At 68.8% G+C, this 20,542-nt stretch carries 18 protein-coding genes, 1 tRNA gene and 1 pseudogene; 5 read left to right on the top strand and 15 right to left on the bottom strand.

The features are described 5' to 3' along the window. Positions 1–12: 12 nt before the first annotated feature. Positions 13–279 (bottom strand): RhuM family protein, encoded by a 267-nt coding sequence (gene rhuM, locus ACT3UN_RS13185; RefSeq protein WP_441582585.1) that lies wholly within the window; start codon positions 277–279, stop codon positions 13–15. 89 nt (positions 280–368) lie between these two features. Then, positions 369–1,298, bottom strand: coding sequence for a LysR family transcriptional regulator (locus ACT3UN_RS13180; protein WP_444657246.1), 930 nt, complete (start codon positions 1,296–1,298; stop codon positions 369–371). Between the two features lie 58 nt (positions 1,299–1,356). Here ACT3UN_RS13180 and ACT3UN_RS13175 point away from each other — a divergent pair. Beyond that, a pseudogene (locus ACT3UN_RS13175) lies at positions 1,357–2,127 on the top strand (EamA family transporter); the annotation flags it as partial. Positions 2,128–2,182: 55 nt separating this feature from the next. Here the strand turns inward: ACT3UN_RS13175 and ACT3UN_RS13170 are convergent. Further along, positions 2,183–3,829, bottom strand: coding sequence for a flavin-containing monooxygenase (locus ACT3UN_RS13170; RefSeq protein WP_301441782.1), 1,647 nt, complete (start codon positions 3,827–3,829; stop codon positions 2,183–2,185). Between the two features lie 122 nt (positions 3,830–3,951). After that, the gene (locus ACT3UN_RS13165; protein ID WP_444657245.1) at positions 3,952–5,640 is read right to left on the bottom strand and encodes a hypothetical protein; all 1,689 of its coding nucleotides are present in this window, start codon (positions 5,638–5,640) and stop codon (positions 3,952–3,954) included. Between the two features lie 188 nt (positions 5,641–5,828). Between ACT3UN_RS13165 and ACT3UN_RS13160 the strand changes: the two genes are divergently transcribed. Together ACT3UN_RS13160 and ACT3UN_RS13155 are read left to right on the top strand one after the other, a co-directional pair. Further along, positions 5,829–6,362, top strand: a complete 534-nt coding sequence (locus ACT3UN_RS13160; RefSeq protein WP_441579719.1) for a peptidylprolyl isomerase — start codon at positions 5,829–5,831, stop codon at positions 6,360–6,362. Positions 6,363–6,430: 68 nt separating this feature from the next. Continuing rightward, complete coding sequence (locus tag ACT3UN_RS13155; RefSeq protein ID WP_444657244.1) at positions 6,431–6,997, top strand: rhomboid family intramembrane serine protease; 567 nt, start codon at positions 6,431–6,433, stop codon at positions 6,995–6,997. Here the strand turns inward: ACT3UN_RS13155 and crgA are convergent. Next, a complete protein-coding gene (gene crgA, locus ACT3UN_RS13150; RefSeq protein ID WP_301444246.1) occupies positions 6,960–7,238 on the bottom strand; it encodes a cell division protein CrgA in 279 nt (92 codons plus the stop codon). The genes ACT3UN_RS13155 and crgA overlap by 38 nt on opposite strands. Positions 7,239–7,329: 91 nt before the next feature. Here crgA and ACT3UN_RS13145 point away from each other — a divergent pair, with 91 nt between their 5' ends. Next, the gene (locus ACT3UN_RS13145; protein WP_301444247.1) at positions 7,330–8,004 is read left to right on the top strand and encodes an aminodeoxychorismate/anthranilate synthase component II; all 675 of its coding nucleotides are present in this window, start codon (positions 7,330–7,332) and stop codon (positions 8,002–8,004) included. Between the two features lie 85 nt (positions 8,005–8,089). Here the strand turns inward: ACT3UN_RS13145 and ACT3UN_RS13140 are convergent, their stop codons facing one another. The 10 genes from ACT3UN_RS13140 to ACT3UN_RS13095 form a co-directional block, all read right to left on the bottom strand. Then, entirely contained in the window at positions 8,090–8,467 is a 378-nt protein-coding gene (locus ACT3UN_RS13140) for a PLDc N-terminal domain-containing protein (RefSeq protein ID WP_441582896.1), read from the bottom strand. A gap of 60 nt (positions 8,468–8,527) precedes the next feature. Next, positions 8,528–9,097 (bottom strand): fumarylacetoacetate hydrolase family protein, encoded by a 570-nt coding sequence (locus ACT3UN_RS13135; RefSeq protein WP_441582897.1) that lies wholly within the window; start codon positions 9,095–9,097, stop codon positions 8,528–8,530. Further along, complete coding sequence (locus ACT3UN_RS13130; RefSeq protein WP_444657243.1) at positions 8,985–9,491, bottom strand: hypothetical protein; 507 nt, start codon at positions 9,489–9,491, stop codon at positions 8,985–8,987. Before ACT3UN_RS13130 ends, ACT3UN_RS13135 begins: the two co-directional genes overlap by 113 nt. A gap of 340 nt (positions 9,492–9,831) precedes the next feature. Next, positions 9,832–11,754, bottom strand: a complete 1,923-nt coding sequence (gene pknB, locus ACT3UN_RS13125) for a Stk1 family PASTA domain-containing Ser/Thr kinase (RefSeq protein ID WP_444657242.1) — start codon at positions 11,752–11,754, stop codon at positions 9,832–9,834. Between the two features lie 124 nt (positions 11,755–11,878). Continuing rightward, complete coding sequence (locus ACT3UN_RS13120; protein WP_444657257.1) at positions 11,879–13,375, bottom strand: serine/threonine-protein kinase; 1,497 nt, start codon at positions 13,373–13,375, stop codon at positions 11,879–11,881. Positions 13,376–13,514: 139 nt separating this feature from the next. Beyond that, the gene (locus ACT3UN_RS13115) at positions 13,515–14,969 is read right to left on the bottom strand and encodes a peptidoglycan D,D-transpeptidase FtsI family protein (RefSeq protein WP_441582901.1); all 1,455 of its coding nucleotides are present in this window, start codon (positions 14,967–14,969) and stop codon (positions 13,515–13,517) included. Next, entirely contained in the window at positions 14,966–16,420 is a 1,455-nt protein-coding gene (locus ACT3UN_RS13110) for an FtsW/RodA/SpoVE family cell cycle protein (RefSeq protein ID WP_444657241.1), read from the bottom strand. The genes ACT3UN_RS13115 and ACT3UN_RS13110 overlap by 4 nt, the downstream gene beginning before the upstream one ends. 1 nt (position 16,421) lies before the next feature. Then, positions 16,422–17,990, bottom strand: coding sequence for a PP2C family protein-serine/threonine phosphatase (locus ACT3UN_RS13105; RefSeq protein WP_444657240.1), 1,569 nt, complete (start codon positions 17,988–17,990; stop codon positions 16,422–16,424). Further along, complete coding sequence (locus ACT3UN_RS13100; RefSeq protein WP_441582904.1) at positions 17,987–18,493, bottom strand: FHA domain-containing protein FhaB/FipA; 507 nt, start codon at positions 18,491–18,493, stop codon at positions 17,987–17,989. Before ACT3UN_RS13100 ends, ACT3UN_RS13105 begins: the two co-directional genes overlap by 4 nt. Positions 18,494–18,577: 84 nt before the next feature. Beyond that, positions 18,578–19,594 (bottom strand): DUF3662 and FHA domain-containing protein, encoded by a 1,017-nt coding sequence (locus ACT3UN_RS13095; protein ID WP_441582905.1) that lies wholly within the window; start codon positions 19,592–19,594, stop codon positions 18,578–18,580. Positions 19,595–19,901: 307 nt separating this feature from the next. Here ACT3UN_RS13095 and ACT3UN_RS13090 point away from each other — a divergent pair. After that, positions 19,902–19,984, top strand: a tRNA-Leu gene (locus ACT3UN_RS13090). The last annotated feature ends 558 nt before the right edge of the window (positions 19,985–20,542 follow it).

The raw sequence follows: 20,542 nt of genomic DNA, 5'->3' as shown, positions 1-20,542 counted from the left end.
GGCACCATGGTTTCACATGACCCCTGCGCACCGGGCACAGCAGGTGGCCGCAATCAGTGGCAGGATCCTTCTGTGATCCGCAGGGAGGGCGTCACGGACCCGGTAACCGACGGCGAGGATGGCATCCAGGTTGTAGTGGGTGACGTCCCGGCGGATGGTCCGGTCGCCCTCAGATCGAACTGTTTGGAGTTTTCTAACAGTTCGATCACTGGTCAGCGACACTTTCTCGAGGATGTTCTTGAAGTGAGCGCTGATCGTAGGAACGCTCACCCCGAACATTTGGGCAACCTGCGCCTGGGTCATCCAGACCGTCTCGCCGACGCCGACCGCATGGTTTCACATGAAACATCGCCGCGCGGCCACGCACCTCACAGCTGATCCGGGGTCTCCGGCGACTCCCGCCGCGCCGCGGCGCCCAGTGCGGTACGGAACACCCGCACCCCGGGATGGTCGGCGTAGCCTTCGCGCACCGCGGTGAAGAGCTGGCGGTGCGGCGAGCCGGGCATCGCCAACGCCTGGGTGTGGTCCAGGTGCGGGCCGGCCAGCATCGCCGGGATCACCGTGACCCCGTGCCCGGTGCGCGCCATGTGCGCGCGCAGGATCGGGTCGGCGGTCTCACACTTCACCCGCGGTTCCACCCCGGCTTCGCGTAGGACGGTCCGCTCCCAGCGTCCCTGCGGCATCGTCGCCGGCTCCAGGATCCACGGGTATTCGGCGAGGTCCGCCAGTCCGTCCAGTTCCTCGGCGGGCACGGCCCACCGGCCGGTGGTGGGCAGGACCAGCAGCATCGGGTCGGCGAAGAGTTCTTCGCGGTGCAGTCCGGGGCGCACCGGTTCGGGCTGGCCGGGGAACTCGTCGCCGATGACCACGTCGTAGGAGTGCGCCGCCAGGCCCTCGAAGGCCTCGGCGACCTCCCGGTGGTAGACCTCCACGTTCAGCGCGGGATGACGCTTCTCCAGCATGGTCAGTGCCGTCGGCAGGATCGTGGCCAGCGCGGACTGGAAGCTCGTGACCCGCAGCGTGCCCTCGGCACCCGGGCGTGAGGACGCCAGCTCCGCCTCCGCGGAGTCCAGGATCGTGAGCACCTCCTCGGTGCGCGCCACGAGCCGCAGGGCCGCGCCGGTGAGCCGGACGCCGCGTCCCACGGTCTCCAGCAGCGGCACCCCGGCCTCGCGTTCCAGCTGGCTGAGCTGGTGGGAGACCGCGGACGGCGAGTAGTGCATCTCGCGGGCCACCGCGGCCAGGGTGCCGCGCTGGTGCACCTCGCGCAGCAGGGTCAGTCGTTGAATGTTGAGCACAATTCACCATTATCGTTCAGATACCTGAGATAGACGAACCATTGGTGCGGGCCCCACAATGAGAGCCATGAGCATCACCCGTTCCTCCGCACTCGTCCTGGCGTCCTGCGCATCCCTGCAGTTCGGCGCCGCGACGGCCGTCGGACTCTTCGACACCCTCGGTACCTGGGGCGTGACCTTCCTGCGCCTCACCATCGCCGGTGCCCTGCTGCTGGTCGTCGCGCGACCGGCGTTGCGCGCCTGGAACGCCGACGACTGGCGCGCCGTCGCCTTCTTCGCGGTGATGATGGCCGGGATGAACGGGTTCTTCTACGCCTCCCTCGACCGCATCCCGATGAGCGCGGCGGTCGCCGTCGAGTTCATCGGCCCGCTGGTCTACGCCGGGCTCACCTCCCGACGACGCGGCGACCTCGTGTGGGTCGGCCTCGCCGCCGCCGGCATGGCCGTGCTCGGGTTCGAGGCCCTGTCGGACGCCGCGCTCGACCCGGTCGGCATGCTGCTCGCGCTGATCGCCGGGGTGTTCTGGGTCGGCTACATCGTCGGCTCCGCCGCCGTGGGCCGGCGCATCCCCGGCACCGGCGGCCTCGCCGTCGCCATGCTCCTCGGCGGCCTCATGCTCGCCCCGGTCGGACGCGCCGGCGTGGAGGGCGTCACCGCCGACCCGTGGCTGATCGTGCCGGCGGTGGTCACCGCCCTGATGGCGTCGGTGATCCCCTACTCCCTGGAGCTCGCCGCGCTGCGCCGCCTGCCGTCGGCCGTCTTCAGCGTGCTGATCAGCCTGGAACCCGCCTTCGCCGCGCTGGCCGGTTTCGTGCTGCTCGACCAGGAGATGACGCCGCTGCGGGCGGTGACCATCGTGCTGGTGATCTCCGCCTCCGTGGGCATCACGTGGTCGGCGCAGCGTCGTGAGAACCGGTCGGCCCAGGCGACACAGCCTGGGCGGTCGAGGCAGGAAGAGCGCGTGCGACGGCCACGGCTGCGTCGTCGAACACCATCTCCTCAGTGAGGTCCCCGCGCGCCAGCTCCGGCCATTCGCGCAGGTAGTCCTGCCGGTACAGCCACGGTGACCGGTCACCCTGGCGCGGGGTCACGTGCTGCGAGCGTTTGATGTAGCCCGCGTCGAACTCCAGCAACGCCCGACGCTCCACGTCCGACCCCGGGAACACCGGCGCGGCCAACGACTCACCCCGGTTGACCATGTGGTGCCACAGCCGCACCATGTAGCGGGCCGTGAGGTCCGCCCGCGTGGTCCACGACTGGTTGAGGTAGCCGACCGTGAAACTGAGGTTCGGCAGGCCCGAGATGAGCACACCCCGGTAGGCCACGGTGTCCGGCAGTCCCACGGGCGCGTCGTCCACGGTGAGTTCCGCGCCGCCGAACAACTGCAGCTGCAGCCCCGTCGCCGCGATCACCGTGTCCGCCTCCAGCACCGTGCCGTCCTGCAGGCGCACGCCCTGCGGTACCAGACGGTCGATCGTGGCGGTGACGACCTTCGCCCCGCCGTCCTTGATCGCGGCGAAGATGTCGCCACCCGGGGCCTTGCACACCCGCTGCGCCCACGGACGGTACGGCGGGGTGAAGTCCCGGCGGATCTGTGAGGGGGAGAGCCACCGCAGCTGCAGGGCGTGCAGGAACCCGCTGAACAGGAACGGCGTGCCCTTGGCGAGGTACCACTGCACCATGTCGCGGGTGATGTGGTTGGCGCGGGCGACCTTGTACGCGAGACGCTTGTTCGGGATCAGCGACGCCCAGATGGTGGTGATGGTGTCGAACCGGGGCAGCGCGGCGACCCACGTCGGCGTGCGCTGCAGCATCGTCACGTCCGCACCCTTCTGCGCCAGCGCCGGCAGCAGGGTGACCGCCGTGGCACCGGAACCGATGATCACGATGCGGCGTCCGGCGACGTCGCCCTGCTCCTCCGGACGCCACTGCTGGGCGTGCACGAGCTGCCCGTCGAAGTCCTCCTCGCCGTCGAAGTGCGGCTGGAACCCCGCCCGGTGGTCGTAGTACCCGCAGGCCAGGTGCAGACGCCGCGTGCGGGTGAGCGTCTCGGCACGGTCGGCGTCCGTGGCGTCCGACCGGTCGTCGGGGCCGTGACGCCACGCGCGCACCGTGGTGACCTCCCAGTGCGGACCGTGGGCCTCGGCCGCGGGTCCGGTGGTGACGAAGTTGGCCCGCTTCACCCAGGTGCGCAGCTGGATACGCTGCAGCACGCCGTCGTCGCGGGCGGCGTCGCGCAGGTACTCGCGGATGTCCGCGCCCTCGCCGAGCGTGCCCTTGTGCGGCCAGTGCCGGTACGGCAGGCCGAAGCTCGCCATGTCCGAGTCGGAGCGGATGCCCGGGTAGGTGAAGGTGTTCCAGGTGCCGCCGAGGTCGTCGTTGGAGTCGACGATCCGCCAGTTCCAGCCGGGGAACTCGTCGACGACGTGGTGGGCGAGGTCGATGCCGGCGACACCTGCCCCCACGATGAGCAGGTCGAGAACGGTGGAGTCGGTGGTGCCGGTGGGCTCGGTGGGCTCGGTGGTGGTCATGTCAGTCACCCTACTGGCTGACTATCGTCTCCGGAACCAAATCTTCTGCATCGGACGGGCCCGCCGGGACGCGGAAAACCCCCGGACGTAACGTCCGGGGGTTCACGCGGGGTCAGGGGAGACTACAGGCGGTGCTTTCCGCCGTCGTCCTCCGGGTTGGCGTCCTTGGCATCCTTGGCGTCCTTCTTGTCCGCCTTCGGGGCGCCGGGAGCACCGGGGGCGCTGGGGGCCGCGGGCGCGTTCTTCTTCGCCTGCTTCTTGTCGGCCTCCTTCTTCACGTCCTCGGCCTTCTCCTGGACCTTGTCCTTGGCCTCCTCGGCCTTGTCGGCGACCTTGTCGGCAGCCTCCTTGGCCTTCTCCGGGGCCTTCTCGGCAGCCTCGTCAGCCTTCTCCTCGGCCTTGGCCGCGGCGGCCTTCGGCTTCGCGGCGGCACCGGTGGCGGGGGCACCGTTGGTGCGCGGGGTCTTCGCCGGGGCGGACGGGGAGGCCGAGCCGCTGCCCTTGGCCTTCTGCGCGACGAACGCGACGGCGGCGGCGATGATCGCCAGCAGCAGGATGTTGCGTCCCGTGTGCTTCTTGCGGTTCGCCTTGGCGGCCTTCTTCAGCTCCTTGGCACGGACCTTCTCGGCCTTCTTCGAGGCGGTCTTCTTGATCTTGCGCTGCGAACGGGAGAGCTGCTTGTTGGCGGTCTTCGCATTCTTCTGGGCGAACTTCTTCGCCTTCTTCGCCTGCTTGGACGCCTGCTTACGGCCCTTGGCACCCTCCTTCTTCGCGGTCTCGCCGACCTCGGAGGCCACCTCGGACGCCTGCGACCAGGCGCTCTCCAGGGACTTGCGGGCGGAGTTGCCGGCCTTGTCGGCCTTCTTCTTCGCCGCCTTCAGGTCCTTGCCGTGGTTCTTCTTGAGCTGCTTCTTCGACTTCTTGGCGGTCTTCTTCGCCGACTTCTCGGCGTCCTTGCCCGCCTTGCGGCCGGCCTCGACACCGGTGGCGGCCAGGGCCGCACCGGCCTTGCCGAGGTGGTTGGCGCGGTCGCGTGCGTCGTCGAGGGCGTCGCTCACGGCGTCCGACTCGAGGAATGCGGAACCGCGTTCCTGCGCCTGGGAGAACAGCTCGCCGCCGCGCTCGGCGGCGGTGCGGCCCCAGCGGGTGACGGTGTCGGTGAGGTCAGCGTCCGGCGCGTGACGCACCTGGTCGGCCAGGGCGTTCGCCCGGTCACCGGCGGCCGAGGTGACCGCGGAGACCCGCTTCTCCACGAAGTCGCGCGGGGACTCGTTGCGGCCCGCGGCCTTCTTGGCGACCTTGTGCTGACGCTTCAGTGCCTTGGCCTGGGTCTTGTCCGCCTTCGCACGACGCTTGTCAGCCTTCGAGGAGATCTTGTCGGCCTTCTTGGTGGCCTTCGACGCCTTCTTGCTGAGCTTCTCGGCCTTGCTGTCCTTCAGGGTGTCGAGAGCGCTCTCGGCCTCCTGTACGGCCTGGTCGAGGCCCTGCGTGGTGTCGTTCTTCGTGGCGTTGCTCACCGTAATTCCTTTCGAGGCGGTATTGCTGTCATCTTTGTCGGACGTCGGGGAGGCCGGCTGCCGTGCCGCCCGGTTCTCGGCGAGGAGCTGCTCCACGATCAACCGGTGGTGGCCCGGGGCCGAGGACAGGTCCTGCGGTCCCCGTGCACGTGCCCCGCTCCCGGCACGGGGCCGCAGAGCGTAGAGGCCGGAGACGTCGCGGACGTCCCCCTTCTTGCGCCTGCCGTCGCCGCCGAGACTCGACGAGACCTGCCGGGCGGCACGTAGCGCGGTGAACGCGGTGTTGGGGTCCATGGACCGTGCATCTCCTTCAACATCCTCGGCGGACCGGCCGGTAGTCGGTCACTTCTCTGGCACTTCACTAACGGTTCTTCTGTCGACACAAAATGGGTCGTCATCCAACGATAACCAAATCTGTCCCCGAGGGTAGTCGGAATCGGGCGATCAGGGGTGCCCGCCCGGCGTCCGGTAGCCTTGCCCCCATGACCGTTCAGAAAACCGCGACAGCGACCCTGCACACCAACCACGGCGACATCGTCATCGACCTCTTCGGTGACCAGTCCCCGGCCACCGTGAACAACTTCGTCGGCCTGGCCACCGGCGACAAGGAGAAGGCCCCCTACACCACGGAGAACGCCTCCGGCAGCACCGAGGGCCCCTTCTTCGACGGCGCGATCTTCCACCGCATCATCGACGGCTTCATGGTCCAGGGCGGCGACCCGACCGGCACCGGCCGTGGCGGCCCCGGCTACGAGTTCGCCAACGAGAACCACCCGGAGCTCCAGTTCGACCGTCCGTTCCTCGTCGCCATGGCGAACGCCGGCCGCGACACCAACGGCTCCCAGTTCTTCATCACCGTCGGTGCCCACCCGCACCTCAACGGCGGCTACACCATCTTCGGCGAGGTCACCGACAAGGAGTCCCAGAAGCTGGTCGCCAAGATCTCCCGCGTCTCCACCAACCGCATGGACCGTCCGGACGAGGACGTCGTCATCGAGTCCGTGGACGTGGCCTGATCCTCCGCAGATTCTTCACCGGTGCCCCCGCCACGGCAGGCCTGATCCTGGCCTGCCTGGTGGTCTACGTGGTCACCGGACTCGACAGCGGGAGCCTGGCGCGTCCCGCGTCGGCCCCGGGCGTGGCGTGGGACCTCATGGTCGACCCGCACGCCATCACCGCCGACGGTGAGTGGTGGCGTCTGCTCACCGGGGCATTCGTCCACCTGGACCCGGGCCATCTGCTGATGAACATGCTGCTCATCGGTCTGATCGGCCGGGAGCTGGAGCGTGCCTACGGCACGCTCACCATGGTGGTGTCGATGGTGCTCTGCGCCGTCGGCGGCGGGCTGGCCGTGATGTGGCTCCAGCCCGACAGCCTCGTCGGAGGGGCGTCGACCATCGGCTACGGCATGTTCGCCATGCTGGTGGGACTGTCCCTGGAGCGCAGGACGGACGTGCGCGCACCGTTGGTGCTCATCGTCGTCAACCTGCTGTACTCGGTGACCGCGGGCGGGGTCTCCCTGCCCGGTCACCTCGGTGGCCTGGCCGCCGGTGCGCTCGTCGCGGTCGTGCTGACCGTGGTGCGCCGGGGCCGTGGCGTCCGGTCGGACCGGGCTACTTCCAGCCCATGGTCATCAACAGACCCACGATGAACAGGCCGAAGCCGATCAGGTAGTTCCAGGCGTTGAGCTCCGCCATGAAGGGGATGTGCGGGCCGGCGATGTAGTTGACGACCAGCCAGGCCAGGCCCAGCAGCATCAGGCCGAGCATCACGACGATGTACCAGCGCGGCGTGCCGGTCGCGTTCAGCTTGACCGGTGTGCGGCGGTCGGCGGCCGAGGAGCCGACGGCGCCGTTGTACTCCGGTGAATCGGAGATCCGAGACTTCGGCATGTGTATCCCTCACTGACATGGTGACGTGTTCGAACTGAACCAACCCTACCAGCACGAACCCCGGATTCCCCCACGGGTTAGGATGAGCGTCATGCGCATCCTCGTCATCGACAACTACGACAGTTTCGTCTACAACCTGGTGCAGTACCTCGGGGAACTCGGCGAGGACTGCACGGTGTGGCGCAACGATGCCGGGCAGCTCGGCACGTCGGACGGTGACCTGGTCGGTGCTCTGGAGTCCTTCGACGCCGTCCTGGTCTCCCCGGGGCCCGGGGACCCGACCTCGGCGGGCCGCACGCTGGAGGTCATCGCGCACTGCGCCGCCCACCGCGTCCCCCTGCTCGGCGTGTGCCTGGGACACCAGGCGCTGGCCCAGCACTTCGGCGCGTCCGTGGTGCGCGCCGACGAGATCTTCCACGGCAAGACCAGCCCCGTCACCCACGACGGCACCGGGGTCCTCGCCGGGATCCCCAGCCCGTTCACCGTGGCCCGCTACCACTCGTTGACGGTCGACCCGGCGACGGTGCCGGACGACCTGGTGGTCACCGGGCGTGTGGCGTCCGGCATGATCATGGCGATGCGCCACGCGACCCTGCCGATGCACTCCGTGCAGTTCCACCCGGAGTCGGTGATGACCGGCAATGGGCACCGCATCCTCGCCAACTGGCTGTCGGACGCAGGACGGCCCGTCGACGAGGCCGAGCTGGCGCGTCTGGCCGAACGCCACGCCGCCACGCTCGCCGGGGCGACCGCCACCGGCGTGTAGCCGTCCCCGGCACGACAGAACCCGGCACCCACGTGGGTGCCGGGTTCTCGCGTCGGGTCATGCAGGGTTCACACCCGGCCCTAGGTCAGGAGAGCGCCTTGGCCTTGATCCGGTCGAACTCCTCGGAGGTGATGACACCGTCCTTCAGGAGCTGGTTCGCGGTCGAGATCTGCTCGGAGGGGGAGGTGGAGCCGGCCACGTGCCGGATGTAGTCCTCCGCCCCCTGCTGGGCCTGGACCTGGGTCTCGCGCTGCCGCTCGGCCATGCCTCTGCCACGGGTGACGAGGTAGACCAGCGCGGTGATCAGCGGGACCAGGATCAGGAAGATGATCCAGACCGCCTTCCAGCCGCCGCCGAGGTCACGGTCACGGAAGAGGTCGGTGATGATCTGGAAGAGCACGATGAGGTAGGCGATCAGGAAGAACGCGTAGATCAACAGCCAGAAGAAGTCCCAGAACTGCATGGGGATGGGTCCTTTCGCTTTTGAGGGGAGGGGGTGTTCAGGTCAGGCCGGGCAGGCAGGTCAGGACGGACGGGTCCATTCGACGCTGCGGCCGCGGGGCACCGGGTGCACCTCGACCGGTTCGATGATCTTGTTGGTGATGGTGCCGATGCCCTGCACGGTGACGGTGACGGTGTCGCCGACCTTCACCGGGGCGGGCTCGAGCTCGCCGTTCCAGCCCCAGTGCTCGGCCAGGCAGCCACCGCCGCAGGTGCCGCTGCCGAGGATGTCGCCACGACGGATCTGCGCGCCACGGCTGGCGTAGGACACCATCTCGGCGAAGGTCCACGCCATGTGGGCCAGGGTGTCCGTGGTGATCTTCGTGCCGTTGATCCACAGCTCCATGGTCAGGTCGTAGAACTCGCCGTCGCGGTACTGCTCCAGCTCGTCCTTGGTGACCACGACCGGGCCGATGCTCATCGAGGAGTCCTTGCCCTTCGCCGCGCCGAGACCGACCTTCATCTCCTCGGCCTGCAGGTCACGGGCGGACCAGTCGTTGAGCACGGTGAAACCGCCGATGTGGTCCCAGGCCTCCTCCACGGAGAGGTTGAAGCCGTCCTTGGAGATGACCGCCGCGACCTCGAGCTCCACGTCGAAGAGCTCGCATCCCGGGGGGGGGGACGCGCACGTCGTGGCCCGAGCCGGTGGCGGCGTAGGGGTTGGTGAAGTAGAAGGCCGGGGCGCGGAACCACTCGTCGGGTGCGTGGACCTCTTCGCCGTCGTTGCCGGCGTCGGTCATGGACTGCATGGAGCCGGCGGTGTGCTGCTCGAAGGTGATGAAGTCGCGCACGGTCGTGACGGGCAGCGGCGGCTCAAGGACGTCGAGTTCGTCGAAGTTGACGGTCCCGTCGGTCGGGATCTCCGGTGCGTCCGGGTCGAGGGCGTCAAGGGGGTCACGGTCGGTGACGAAGAGGTGGACCACTCCCTCGTCGTCCACCCGCCCGAAACGTCGGGTGCCGTCGATGTCGGCGGAAACGATACGCATTATCTTTCTCCGATCAGGTAGTCGAGAACGATGACAGGCTTGAGCCCCTCGACGGGCGGGAGCCTGGTCACGCGGTACACGTCGGGGACGATGACGGGAAAGATGTGGAACGGCGGAGAGTCATCGGACGTCGGTGTGCGTTGTGGGACTCCGGCCGGTGTCGGGGGGAAACCCCGGTCGGGCTCCGTCCGTGACGGAACCTGGCCTTACCCTCCGATTCTGCGGACTTTAGGTGAGGCTGTCAAGGGCAATTGTCACCCTGCGATAATCGCAGATTCATTGACATATCAGATAGTAAGAGGGCGCGACGGGGATCATCCGGTCACGGACGTCTGAGACGTCAGGGGATCCCCAGCACGTTGACCCGCACGGTGATCGGCGCGTTGCGGTCGATCGTCTGACCCTCCTCGGCCGACTGCCCCACGACCCGGTCGACGGCGAGCGGGTCGAGCTGGTTGACGTTGGTGCGGTTCACCCGGTTGGCGTTGCCACGCCAGCCCGCCTGCTGCAGCGTGCTGTAGACCTCGTCGTAGTCCTTGCCCACCAGCTGCGGCATGGTGAACTGGTTGCCGCGGGAGACCTCCAGGGTGATGGTGGTGCCCGGTGACTGGGTGGTGCCCTCGTCGGTCGCCGACAGCACCCGGTCCTCGTCCTCGGAGGAGTCGACCATGACCACGTCGACCTCGAAGCCGGCGTCCTCCAGGTTCTGCACCGCGTCGTCGCGGGACTGGCCGGTCACGCGCGGCACACGCACGTCCGCCGGGCCGGTGGACACCGTGATGCCCACCTCGGTGCCCTCGGCGACCTGGGCGCCGGACGGGTGGGTCTGCTCGATGACCTGGCCCGCGGTGACGTCGTCGCTGGACTGCTCGGATACGTTCGAGCGCAGGCGCAGGTTCGCCTCCTCGAGTGCGGCCTGGGCCTGCTGCGTGGTCATCCCGCTGAGGTCCGGGACCTCGGTGACGGCGCGTCCGGAGGACACGTACAGCGTCACCTCCGAGCCGGAGGGGACGGAGGAGTCCGCAGCGGGGTCCGTGCGGATCGCCTCGTCACGCGGTACCTCGGCGTCCGCCTGGTCCTCGACGGTGACGTCGAAGCCGGCGTCCTCCAGCGCGCTCAGCGCCTCGTCGCGGGGCTGGCCGCTGACGTCGGGGACCGTCTCGAGTGCCGCGACCTGCTCGGAGCCGTCATCGTTCAACCAGTTGACGGCGATCGCCGTACCGCCGCCGATGAGGGCGAGGATGGCGATGATCCACAGGGCCACGACCCACCCGCGGCGACGCTTCTTCTCCTTCCGCGGTGCCGGCGCGGGCGCCGGCGTGGGCGCGGGCGCGGCGGCGGGCATGTGCGTCGTCGTCGCGTCCTGCACGGGTTCGTCGGTGTAGGCCTGCGCGGCCAGGGGCATCCGCCCCTCGGAGATGCGCTGCAGGTCGGACGCCATGTCGGCGCTGTTGTCGTAACGGTCGGACGGGTCCTTCGCCATCGCCGTCAACGTGACGGCGTCCAGTGCGAGTGCCTGGTTCTGGTCCAGGTTCATGCCGGTGACCTGCGACGGCGGCAGCGGGCTCTCCTGGACGTGCTGGAAGGCCACCGAGAACGGCGACTCCCCGGAGAACGGCGGCTGACCGGTGGAGATCTCGTAGAACACGCAGCCGGCGGCGTAGATGTCCGACCGGGCCTCGGCGGACTTGCCGCGGGCCTGCTCGGGCGAGAGGTACTGGGCGGTGCCGATGACGGCGGCGGTCTGCGTCATCGCCGAACTGGTGTCCGACAGCGCGCGGGCGATGCCGAAGTCCATCACCTTCACCGCGCCGGTGTTGGTGATCATGATGTTCGCCGGCTTGATGTCGCGGTGGATGATGCCGGCCTCGTGGGAGAAGCTCAACGCCCGGCAGACCTCGGCCATCACCCGGCCCGCCTCCTCCAGCGGGAAGGGGCCGGAGTCGCGCAGGGTGTCGCGCAACGTCTGGCCGTGCACACGCTCCATCACGATGTAGGGCACGGACCCGTTCGCCTCGTCGGTCTGACCGGTGTCGTAGACGGCGACGATGGCGTGGTGGTTCAGCTTCGCGGCGTTCTTCGCCTCGCGGCGGAAGCGCTCGAGGAAGGTGTCGTCGCGGGCCAGGTCGGCGCGCATCATCTTCACCGCGATGTCGCGGCCGAGGAGTTCGTCGGTCGCCGCATAGACGTCGGACATGCCTCCGGTGCCGATGACCGGCCCCAGCAGGTACCGACCGCCGAGCCGGGTGTTGCTCAGGTCCATGCTGCTCCCTTCCTCGAGTTACGGATGTGCGGACGTCCCCGACCCTGCGGGAACGCTTTCCCTTGGAGAATACCGATCCCACGGGCTCCGGTGCGAATACCAGACGTCCCAGTCGACACAGCCGTCACAGGCGCCCCATGGCGGGCCAGTCGGCGGCGGCATCCCCGGAGTCACCGTTCGGGGACGTCTCGGTGTTACCGCCGGGCTGCAACTGCTCCTGGGATGCCTGGTCGGAGGTGTCGGGGTCCGTGGGCTCCTCGGTGGGGCCGCTGGTCTCCGGCACCGTCGGCTGCGACGGCTCCCCGGTGCCCGTGGTGTCCGTCGTACCGCCGCCGGACGTCTCCGAGGGCGTGGACTCGTCGGACGTCGTGTCCGGCGTGGACGTCTCCACCGGGTCGCCGGTGTCGCCGGGGTCGACCGGCTCGGGCACCACGGTCTGCTCCTCGGTGACCTCGCTGGTGACGGTGGTCGTCTGTGTGGGCGCGCTCGGTGCGTCGTCCTGCCCGTACTGGGTGAGGAACCACAGCAGGACGCCGAGGACGGCAACCAGGCCGATGACCAGTGCCCAGATCCAGCCGCGTTTGCTGCGCGTGCGTGGTGCGGGGCCCATGTTCGCCTCGTCGGTGACCTCGCTCAGCCGGCTCTGGCCGGTGGGCACCCGGTCGGCGACGACGGTGGCCGGTGCGACGGCCGCGGCGGCGCCGGTGGGCATGCCTGCGGCGGGGTCCGGCGGCATCTGGCCGTCGCGCACGGGCACGGTGGCCGCGGCGAGCGCGGCGCCGTCGCGGTAACGGCTCTCCGGGTCCTTGCGCAGGCAGATCGCGATGAGACGACGCATCGGGTCGCTGACCGTGTCCGGCAACTCCGGTGCGGTCTCGTTGATGTGCTTGAGAGCCACGGACACCGTGGAGTCGCCGGAGAAGGGCCGCTCGCCGGCGAGCACCTCGTAGCCGACCACGCCGAGCGAGTAGACGTCGCTCGACGGCCGGATCGTGAGGCCCTGGGCCTGCTCCGGGGACACGTACTGGGCGGTGCCCACGACCATGCCGGTACGGGTCAGCGGCACGGCGGAGGCGGCCTTGGCGATGCCGAAGTCGGTGATCTTGACGACGCCGTCGGCGGTGACCATGAGGTTGCCGGGCTTGATGTCGCGGTGGATGAGCTGGCGCTCGTGGATCTCCTGGAGCCCGACGGCCGCCTGGGCGATGAGGTCGAGGACCATCACCTCCGGCAGGGTGCGCTGGCGCGACAGGATGTCCGCCAGGGACTCGCCCTGCACGTACTCCATCACGATGAAGCAGTAGGAGATGCCGTTGCCGTCGACGTCGGTCTGCTCGCCGTAGTCGAAGGTGCGGACCACGTTCTCGGAGGTGATCGTCTCGGCGGCCTCGGCCTCCTGACGGAAACGGTCGCGGAACTCCGCGTCGTCGGTGAGCTCGGGCTTGAGCACCTTGACGGCCACGTCCCGCTCGCCGACGGTGTCGTACGCGAGCCAGACGGTGGACATGCCGCCGCGTCCGACGATGCGGGACACCTCGAAGCGGCGTCCGGCCGCGGAGTCGTAGTGGGTGTCGAGGACGCGCTGCAGGCGGTCCGCCGCCGCGCGGTCCCGGGGCGTCATCTGCTCCGGGTCCACGGGGCCGGAGTGCTCCTCCGGGGTGCTGAACACACGGGTGCCGTCGGGATCGCCTGAGTTGGCGGGGTTGCTCGGGTTATTCGGGTCGTTCGGGTCGTTCGGTCCGGTCACGCCATTCACCTCGCTACTGTGCTTCCTGCAGCGCCGCGTTGATCACGGCGCGACCGATGGGTGCGGCGACGGAGCCGCCGGTGGCGGCCTGCCCGGCGTCGCCGCCGTTCTCGACGAGGACGGCGACGGCGATGTCGGCGTCCTCGTCCGGGTCGAAGGCGACGTACCAGGCGTGCGGGTTGGAGTTGCGCGAGTCCTCGCCGTGCTCGGCGGTACCGGTCTTCGAGGCGATGTTGGACTGGCCGCCGGCGTACTGCTCGGCACCCTCCATCAGCTCGGTGAGCTGTGAGGCGACGTCGGAGTCGATGGCACGGCCGGCCTCCTCGGGACGGGTCTCCTGGATCACGTTGAGGTCCTGTCCGGTGACCTGCTTGACGATGTGCGGCTTCATCCGTACCCCGTCGTTGGCGATGGACGCGGCGATGACCGCGTTCTGCAGCGGCGTCAGGGCCACGTCGCGCTGGCCGATGGCGGACTGGCTCAGCGCGGCGGAGTCGGGGATGTCACCGATGGTGGAGTTCTGGATGGGCAGGCCGAAGTCCTCGTCGTCCTCGGCACCGATGCCGAAGGCGTCGGCGGTGGCGCGGAAGGACTCCTCGCCGTGGCGGTTCACCAGGTCCACGAAGGAGGTGTTGCAGGACTTCTCGAAGGCGGTGCGCAGCGGCACCTGGGAGGCACCGCAGGACGTCCCGTCGTAGTTCTCCAGCGTGGTGGTGGTGTCCGGCAGGGTGATCTCGGACTCGCCGGTGACCATCGTGTCGGCGGTGTCGCCCTCGGCCAGCGCCGCGGCGGTGGTGATGAGTTTGAAGGTGGAGCCGGGCGGCTGGGTCTGCTGGGTGGAGCGGTTCAGCAGGGGCGCGTCCGGGCTCGCCTGGAGTTCCTCGAAGGCCGCGTCCGCGGTGGCGGAGTCGGAGCTGCTGACCACGGAGGGGTCGAAGCTCGGCGTCGACGCCATGGCGAGGACCTCGCCGGTGGACGGGCGCAGGGCCACGACGGAGCCCGAGTAGCCGCGAGAGGAGAGCTCGTCGTAGGCGACCTGCTGCACGTTGGGCTGCAGGGTGAGTTCCACGTTGGCGCCGCGGCGCTCCTTGCCGGTGAGGGTGTCCCAGGCGCGGGTGGCGAAGAGGGAGTCGTCCGTTCCGTCGAGGATGGAGTTCTGCGACGCCTCGATGCCGGAGGCGCCGTAGCGGTCGGAGAGGTACCCCAGCACCGCCCCGTAGGACGCCGGGGCGGTCGGGTAGTCACGGAAGTAGAAGTCGTTCTCGTCGGCCTCGGACTGGGCGAGGATCTGACCGCCGGCGGAGATCTGGCCGCGCGGGATGGACTTCGTCTCGTAGTACTGGCGTGCGTTCAGGGAGTTCTCGGCGTAGCGGGACGTCTGGAAACCCTGGATCCAGGTCAGGTTCACCAGCAGGATGATGACCAGGACGAAGGTGAAGACCGAGACGTTACGGATGGACCTGTTCACGAGCGGGCCTCCTTGGGTGTCTGGTCTGCATGGGACTGATCGGGGTACTGGCCGGGGTACTGGTTGTTGACCACCGGGTTGAGTGACGTCTGCGGGTCTGCCTGTGGGTCAGCCTGTGGACCCGCCGGGTCCTGTGGCGGCCCCGCGGCCTTGCGGGTGTTCACGTCGTGTGAGATCTTCAGCAGGATCGCCAGCAGGACGTAGTTCGCCAGCAGGCTGGACCCGCCGTGGGACATGAACGGGGTGGTCAGTCCGGTCATCGGCAGGAGCTTGGAGATGCCGCCGGTGACCACGAACACCTGGATGGCGATCGTCAGGGACAGCCCGGCGGCGACGAGCTTCCCGAAGGAGTCCGGGGTGCGCAGGGCGATGATGAACCCGCGGGTGACGAAGACGGCGAAGAGCATGAGCACGGCCGCCAGGCCCACGAAACCGAGTTCCTCACCGATGGAGGACATGATGAAGTCGGCGTAGGACACAGGGACGACCTGCGGATAGCCTTCGCCCAGCCCGGTGCCGGTCAAGCCGCCGAAGGACATGCCGAACAGTGCCTGGGACAGCTGGTAGCCGGTGCCCTCGTCGTAGGTGGCCAGCGGGTCGAGGAAGTTGGTGAAGCGGTCCTGGATCTTGTCGGAGATCTGGAAGACACCCCAGGCGCCGATGATCGCCAGGCCCAGGCCGAGGACCAGCCAGGAGGCGCGGCCGGTGGCCATGTACAGCATGCCGAGCACGGTGCCGAAGAGCAGCAGGGCGGGGCCGAAGTCGTTCTGGAAGATCGAGATCAGGATGGCAAGGCCCCAGACCAGCAGGATCGGACCGAGGTCACGCAGGCGGGGGAACTGCATGCCGAGGAACCGGTAGCCGGCCACGGAGAACAGGGCCCGCTTGTTGACCAGCAGGGCGGCGAAGAAGATGAGCAGCATGATCTTCGCGAACTCGCCGGGCTGGATGGAGATCGGCCCGATGCTGATCCAGACCTGGGCGTCCGCCGTGAGCTCCGAGGGGAAGACGCGGGCCCAGACGATCGGCAGGGCCGACAGGATCAGTCCGCCGAGTCCGAGGAGGAAGGCGTAGTTCTGCAGGCTGTTGTGGGACTTCAGGAACCAGATGACCCCGGCGAAGATAACCAGGGCGATCACGGTCCACATCACCTGGGAGTTGGACCGGGTGGTCTCTGCGGCGAGGTCGATCCGGTAGATCATCACCAGGCCGATGGCGTTGAGCATCGCGGCGACGGGCAGCATGATCTGGTCGGCGTTGGGCGCCTTCAGACAGAGCACCAGGTGGGCGAAGCCGAAGACGAGGATGTAGCCGCCGACGAGGATGCCGACCTCGGAGTCCAGGTCGTTGCCCTGGGAGAGTTGCAGGGCGATCAGTGCGATGCCGAGGATGACGGCGGAGAACACCAGCAGGGCGAGCTCCAGGCCGCGGGCGTGGGCCTCACGGAACATGTCAGTCCACCTCCCTGCAGGAGACGCCGGGGGTCGTGAGGTCGGACGGCTCGCCGCTGCGGGCGTCCGCCGCGTTGTCACGGGTCACGCAGACCGGCAGGGTCTGCTCGGCGAGCCGGCGGATCTGGCCCTGGATCTCCTCGTAGGAGTCGCGGGGCAGGTTGTCGAGGGTGCCGCGGGCCGCCGGGGTGAGGTCGGAGGTGGAGAACCGGTGGCAGTCGTCGTCGCTGCCGGCGGGCAGCAGACGCACCTCGGCGTCGTCCGAGAGGCAGACCTCCTGGTAGACCGACTGGGTGGAGATGCCCAGGATGCTTCCCGGGGCGCCCTGGTAGATCTGGATCGGCGGGCCGGTCTCGGCGGGGGCGGCGGGCTGCTCGGTGGGTGCCGCCGACGCCGACGCCGATGCCGACTCGGAGGCGGACGCCGAGCCGGAGGCCGGGGCGGGCGCCGTCAGCGGTGTCGTGGTGGACGTCGTCGTGGCGGCGGCGCCGGTCTCTGCGACGGCGATGAAGTACGACTGGCTCAGGGAGTCGCGGACGTACCAGACCGTTGCTCCGGCGGCGACGACGAGCACGAGCATCGCGGCGAGGGTGATGAACAGTCCCTTGCCACGCTTCTTGCGTTGTTCAGGCTCCTCGGTCTCCGGCTCCGCCGTGGCGGCGCCGGAGTCGGTCTGGGTGGAGCGGGGACGCTGCACCACGTTGACGGCCGAGGCGCGTCCGGCGGAGGTGTTCGGCCGGGGGAGTTCGGGGGCGTTGGTGTTCACCGCGCCGGCCAGGGCGGGGGCGGTGGGCAGCACGGAGCCCTCGGGGAGGCCGGTGGGGTCCACGACGTCGGCGACGACGACGGTGACGTTGTCGGGCCCGCCGCCGCGCAGTGCCAGGTTGATGAGCTGCGAGCCGGACTCCTCCGGGGTGCCGGTGGCCAGCACGTCGCGGATGGTGTCGAAGCTGACCGGGTCGGAGAGGCCGTCGGAGCACAGCAGGTAGCGGTCACCCGGCTGCGCATCGCGCAGGGTCAGGGTGGGTTCGACCGGTCGGCCGGTGAGCGCCTTGAGGATCAGCGAGCGCTGCGGGTGGCTGCTGACGTCCTCCGGTGCGAGCTTGCCCTCGTCGACGAGGGACTGCACGAAGGTGTCGTCCTTGGTGATCTGCGTCAGGGTGCCGTCGCGCAGCAGGTAGCCGCGGGAGTCACCGACGTGGCAGACGCCCAGTGAGGCGCCGTCGAAGACCATGGTGGTCAACGTGCAGCCCATGCCCTCCTGGGTGGGGTTGTCGTCCACGTGGGCGGCGATGGCACGGTTGCCGTCGTCCATGGCCTCGGCGAGCATCGTCAGCAGACGGTCCCCGGACGGCTCCACGCCCTGGGAGAGCGTGTTCTCCAGGACGTAGAGCGAGGTGATCATCAGCTCGGAGGCGACCTCGCCGGCGGCGTGGCCACCCATCCCGTCGGCGAGCGCCAGCAGGTGGGGGGACGCGACGGCGGAGTCCTCGTTGTTCGTGCGCACCAGGCCGCGGTCCGACAGGGCCGCGTAGTTCAGTGCGAGGGGCGTGGCGGTCGTCTCTGTCATGCTTCCAACCTCACCGTGGTCTGGCCGATGCGGATCTCCTGACCTGCGGAGAGCTGCTCGGGCTGGTCGATGCGCTGGCCGTTGAGGAAGGAGCCGTTACGTGAGTCCAGGTCCTCGAGCAGCCAGGTGCCGCCCTGGTGGAACAGCCGTGCGTGGGTCCCGGAGGCGAAGTCGTCCTCCAGGACGAGGGTGCAGGACCCCGAGCGGCCCAGGGTCACGTCCTGGTAGCCCTGCAGGTTCAGGGTCGTCCCGTTCAGTGGCCCGGAGGTGACCGTCAACGATCCCGGGGGAGTGGCACGTCGGAAACCGCGTCCGCCGGACGCCTTGTGCGCCGGTGCCGCACCGGCGGGTGCGCCGGTCGACGGGCCAGCGGCAGGTGCGGCGCCTGCCGTGGCTGCCATGGTGTTCACGTCCTTGCGCATGGCGCGGACGGCCACCCAGATGAACAGCCACAGCACGACGAGCAGGGCGATCTTGGCGAGCAGCACCAGAGTCGTCTGCATTCGGGTCATCTCCTTCGTGCCGGTGGGTTGACCGGTCGGTCAACGATTGATCCTACCGGCTGAATCTACCTTCCGGAGACCCCGTCAACTGAACCGAACGTCGATCTCACTGTGCCCGATGGTGATCACGTCACCGTCGGCGAGCAGCCAGCTGTCCACGGGGATCTCGTTGACGGTGGTGCCGTTGGTGGACTTCAGGTCGGTCAGGACGGCGTCGTAACCGTCCCAGGTGATCTCCGCGTGCTGACGGGAGACACCGGTGTCCGGCAGGCGGAAGTCCACGGCGTTGCCGCGCCCGATCACGTTCGTCCCGTGCTGGAGCAGGAAGTTCCGCGCGGAACCGTCCTGCAGGAACAGGGTGACGGTGGTCTGCGGTGCCTGTTCGCCCTCTGCGGCGTTGGCCGCGCCGGTGGCCTCGTCGGCGTTGTTCGCCGGGGCCTGGGCGTTGTGGGAGATGACCTCGGTGCCGGGGTAGCTCTGCAGGGGTTCGCCGAGTGGCGGTTCCTCCGCCGACTGCTGTGCCTGCTCGTCGGCCTGGCGGGCCTGCGCGGCCTGGGGCGACTCCGAGGGACGGGCCAACCCGACGAGCGGGTTGGGGTCTGCGGCGGGGGCGGCGGGCGCTTCCGGGGCGGAGGGGGAGTCGTCGGCGTCGTAGGGGTGGGCGACGGAGCTGCGGCCGGAGTCCGGCTCGCTGCGCGGCCAGTGCGGTTCGGGCTGCTCGGTCTTCTCGAAGGAGGAGCGGGCCTTGAGCTGGCCGGTGTGGAGACCGTCGTCCTTGATGATCTCCACGGCGACCGGGTGGCGGCTGTCCCATCCTTCGTTGCGGATGAAGCGTTGGAGCCGGCCGCGGAGCTCGTTGGCGAGGTCGGGCCGGGCCTCGAGCAGGGCGGCGTGGTCGTGCTCGGAGACGTGGACGCGGTAGGAGGAGGGTGCGAAGACCGTTCCGGTCTGGTCCTCCATGAGGGTGTCCTCGACCTCCTGCTTGAGGAGTTCGTCGATCTCGGCGGGGACGACCTCGCCGCCGAAGACGCGTGCGAAGCCGTTGTCCAGCCCGCGCTGCAGGGAGCTGTCGAGCTTACGGAAGCGACCGAAGAGGTCCATGGTGGTTACGCCTCACCTTTCGTTCTCTCGTCCCGCGGGCCGGTATGTGTGTGGCGGGGTCGCCGGCTGCCGGGGTGCCGACAGGAGGACGGCACACGTTGTCGGCCCACTATACGGACTGTGGCTGTGAAGTGGGTGTCGCCGACGGCGTGTGGGGCTGCCGGGCCGTGGAGCTTGGTCTTGAAGGCGCCATGGAGCGGGCGAGGAAATGTGCTTTGTCCTGCGCCTTTGTGTGGCGGGGGTGGCGATGCTAGTGTTACTCTCCGTTGCAGAAGCAACCCACGTCGATGCTAGTTATCGATGCCACGGGCGAGTGGCGGAATGGCAGACGCGCTGGCTTCAGGTGCCAGTGTCCTTAGGGACGTGGGGGTTCAAGTCCCCCTTCGCCCACAGTGAGCGGTTCACGAACTGAACCGGCCGGAGGTTACAAACTCGAAAGGGTTTGCGACCTCCGGTTTTTCGTTGTCCGGATGTCAGGTCCTCTGAGATTGTCAGTTGGGGGAGTCGCGCGGCGAAGTCCCGAACAGTGGTGGGCGGGGCGGTTCTCCCGAGGGTTTCGGTGGGATTCGGTCACGAACTTCTGGTGTGGCCCACCTGTCCGGAGAGAACTCAAGCCAGGTTGGTCGGGCAGCTTCCTGCTTCTGCCTGTAAGGGAATGGCGGCTGGACACCCGGTGTTGCGGTCAGCATCAAGAAAATCCGGTTCATGGGTGCCGGACACTTCGGCAGTACTTTGGCGGGACTCGCTATCGACGCGGACTACGAGGTTTTGCTGAGCAACCGGCGCTTGCGCTGTCTGCGACCTACGGGCGCAAGTATCTTGGAGGCTTTCGACTCAGGAGTTGCTCTGGCCGCTACTCTGCAGAGCATGACGTCTTCATCCCCACCAGTTCGTTCGTCGGCCCCGGACTCCACATTCCGGTTGGCAGCCTATGCTGTGTGTGTACGC

This window comes from Corynebacterium sp. AOP12-C2-36 (genome assembly GCF_052379185.1).
Taxonomy (GTDB): Bacteria; Actinomycetota; Actinomycetes; order Mycobacteriales; family Mycobacteriaceae; genus Corynebacterium.
Note: the sequence above shows the minus strand (reverse complement) of the source record. Positions and strands in the feature narration are given on the sequence as shown.

What these genes read in the sequence shown, in the direction of transcription:
- ACT3UN_RS13145 (WP_301444247.1), top strand. Translation starts at nt 7,330, where the DNA reads ATGCGCATCCTCGTCATCGACAACTACGACAGTTTCGTCTACAACCTG.
- ACT3UN_RS13160 (WP_441579719.1), top strand. Translation starts at nt 5,829, where the DNA reads ATGACCGTTCAGAAAACCGCGACAGCGACCCTGCACACCAACCACGGC.
- ACT3UN_RS13140 (WP_441582896.1), bottom strand. Translation starts at nt 8,467, where the DNA reads ATGCAGTTCTGGGACTTCTTCTGGCTGTTGATCTACGCGTTCTTCCTG.
- ACT3UN_RS13170 (WP_301441782.1), bottom strand. Translation starts at nt 3,829, where the DNA reads ATGACCACCACCGAGCCCACCGAGCCCACCGGCACCACCGACTCCACC.
- ACT3UN_RS13120 (WP_444657257.1), bottom strand. Translation starts at nt 13,375, where the DNA reads ATGACGCCCCGGGACCGCGCGGCGGCGGACCGCCTGCAGCGCGTCCTC.
- ACT3UN_RS13165 (WP_444657245.1), bottom strand. Translation starts at nt 5,640, where the DNA reads ATGGACCCCAACACCGCGTTCACCGCGCTACGTGCCGCCCGGCAGGTC.
- ACT3UN_RS13100 (WP_441582904.1), bottom strand. Translation starts at nt 18,493, where the DNA reads ATGCAGACGACTCTGGTGCTGCTCGCCAAGATCGCCCTGCTCGTCGTG.
- ACT3UN_RS13110 (WP_444657241.1), bottom strand. Translation starts at nt 16,420, where the DNA reads ATGTTCCGTGAGGCCCACGCCCGCGGCCTGGAGCTCGCCCTGCTGGTG.
- ACT3UN_RS13095 (WP_441582905.1), bottom strand. Translation starts at nt 19,594, where the DNA reads ATGGACCTCTTCGGTCGCTTCCGTAAGCTCGACAGCTCCCTGCAGCGC.
- rhuM (WP_441582585.1), bottom strand. Translation starts at nt 279, where the DNA reads ATGTTCGGGGTGAGCGTTCCTACGATCAGCGCTCACTTCAAGAACATC.
- pknB (WP_444657242.1), bottom strand. Translation starts at nt 11,754, where the DNA reads ATGGACCTGAGCAACACCCGGCTCGGCGGTCGGTACCTGCTGGGGCCG.
- crgA (WP_301444246.1), bottom strand. Translation starts at nt 7,238, where the DNA reads ATGCCGAAGTCTCGGATCTCCGATTCACCGGAGTACAACGGCGCCGTC.
- ACT3UN_RS13130 (WP_444657243.1), bottom strand. Translation starts at nt 9,491, where the DNA reads ATGCGTATCGTTTCCGCCGACATCGACGGCACCCGACGTTTCGGGCGG.
- ACT3UN_RS13105 (WP_444657240.1), bottom strand. Translation starts at nt 17,990, where the DNA reads ATGACAGAGACGACCGCCACGCCCCTCGCACTGAACTACGCGGCCCTG.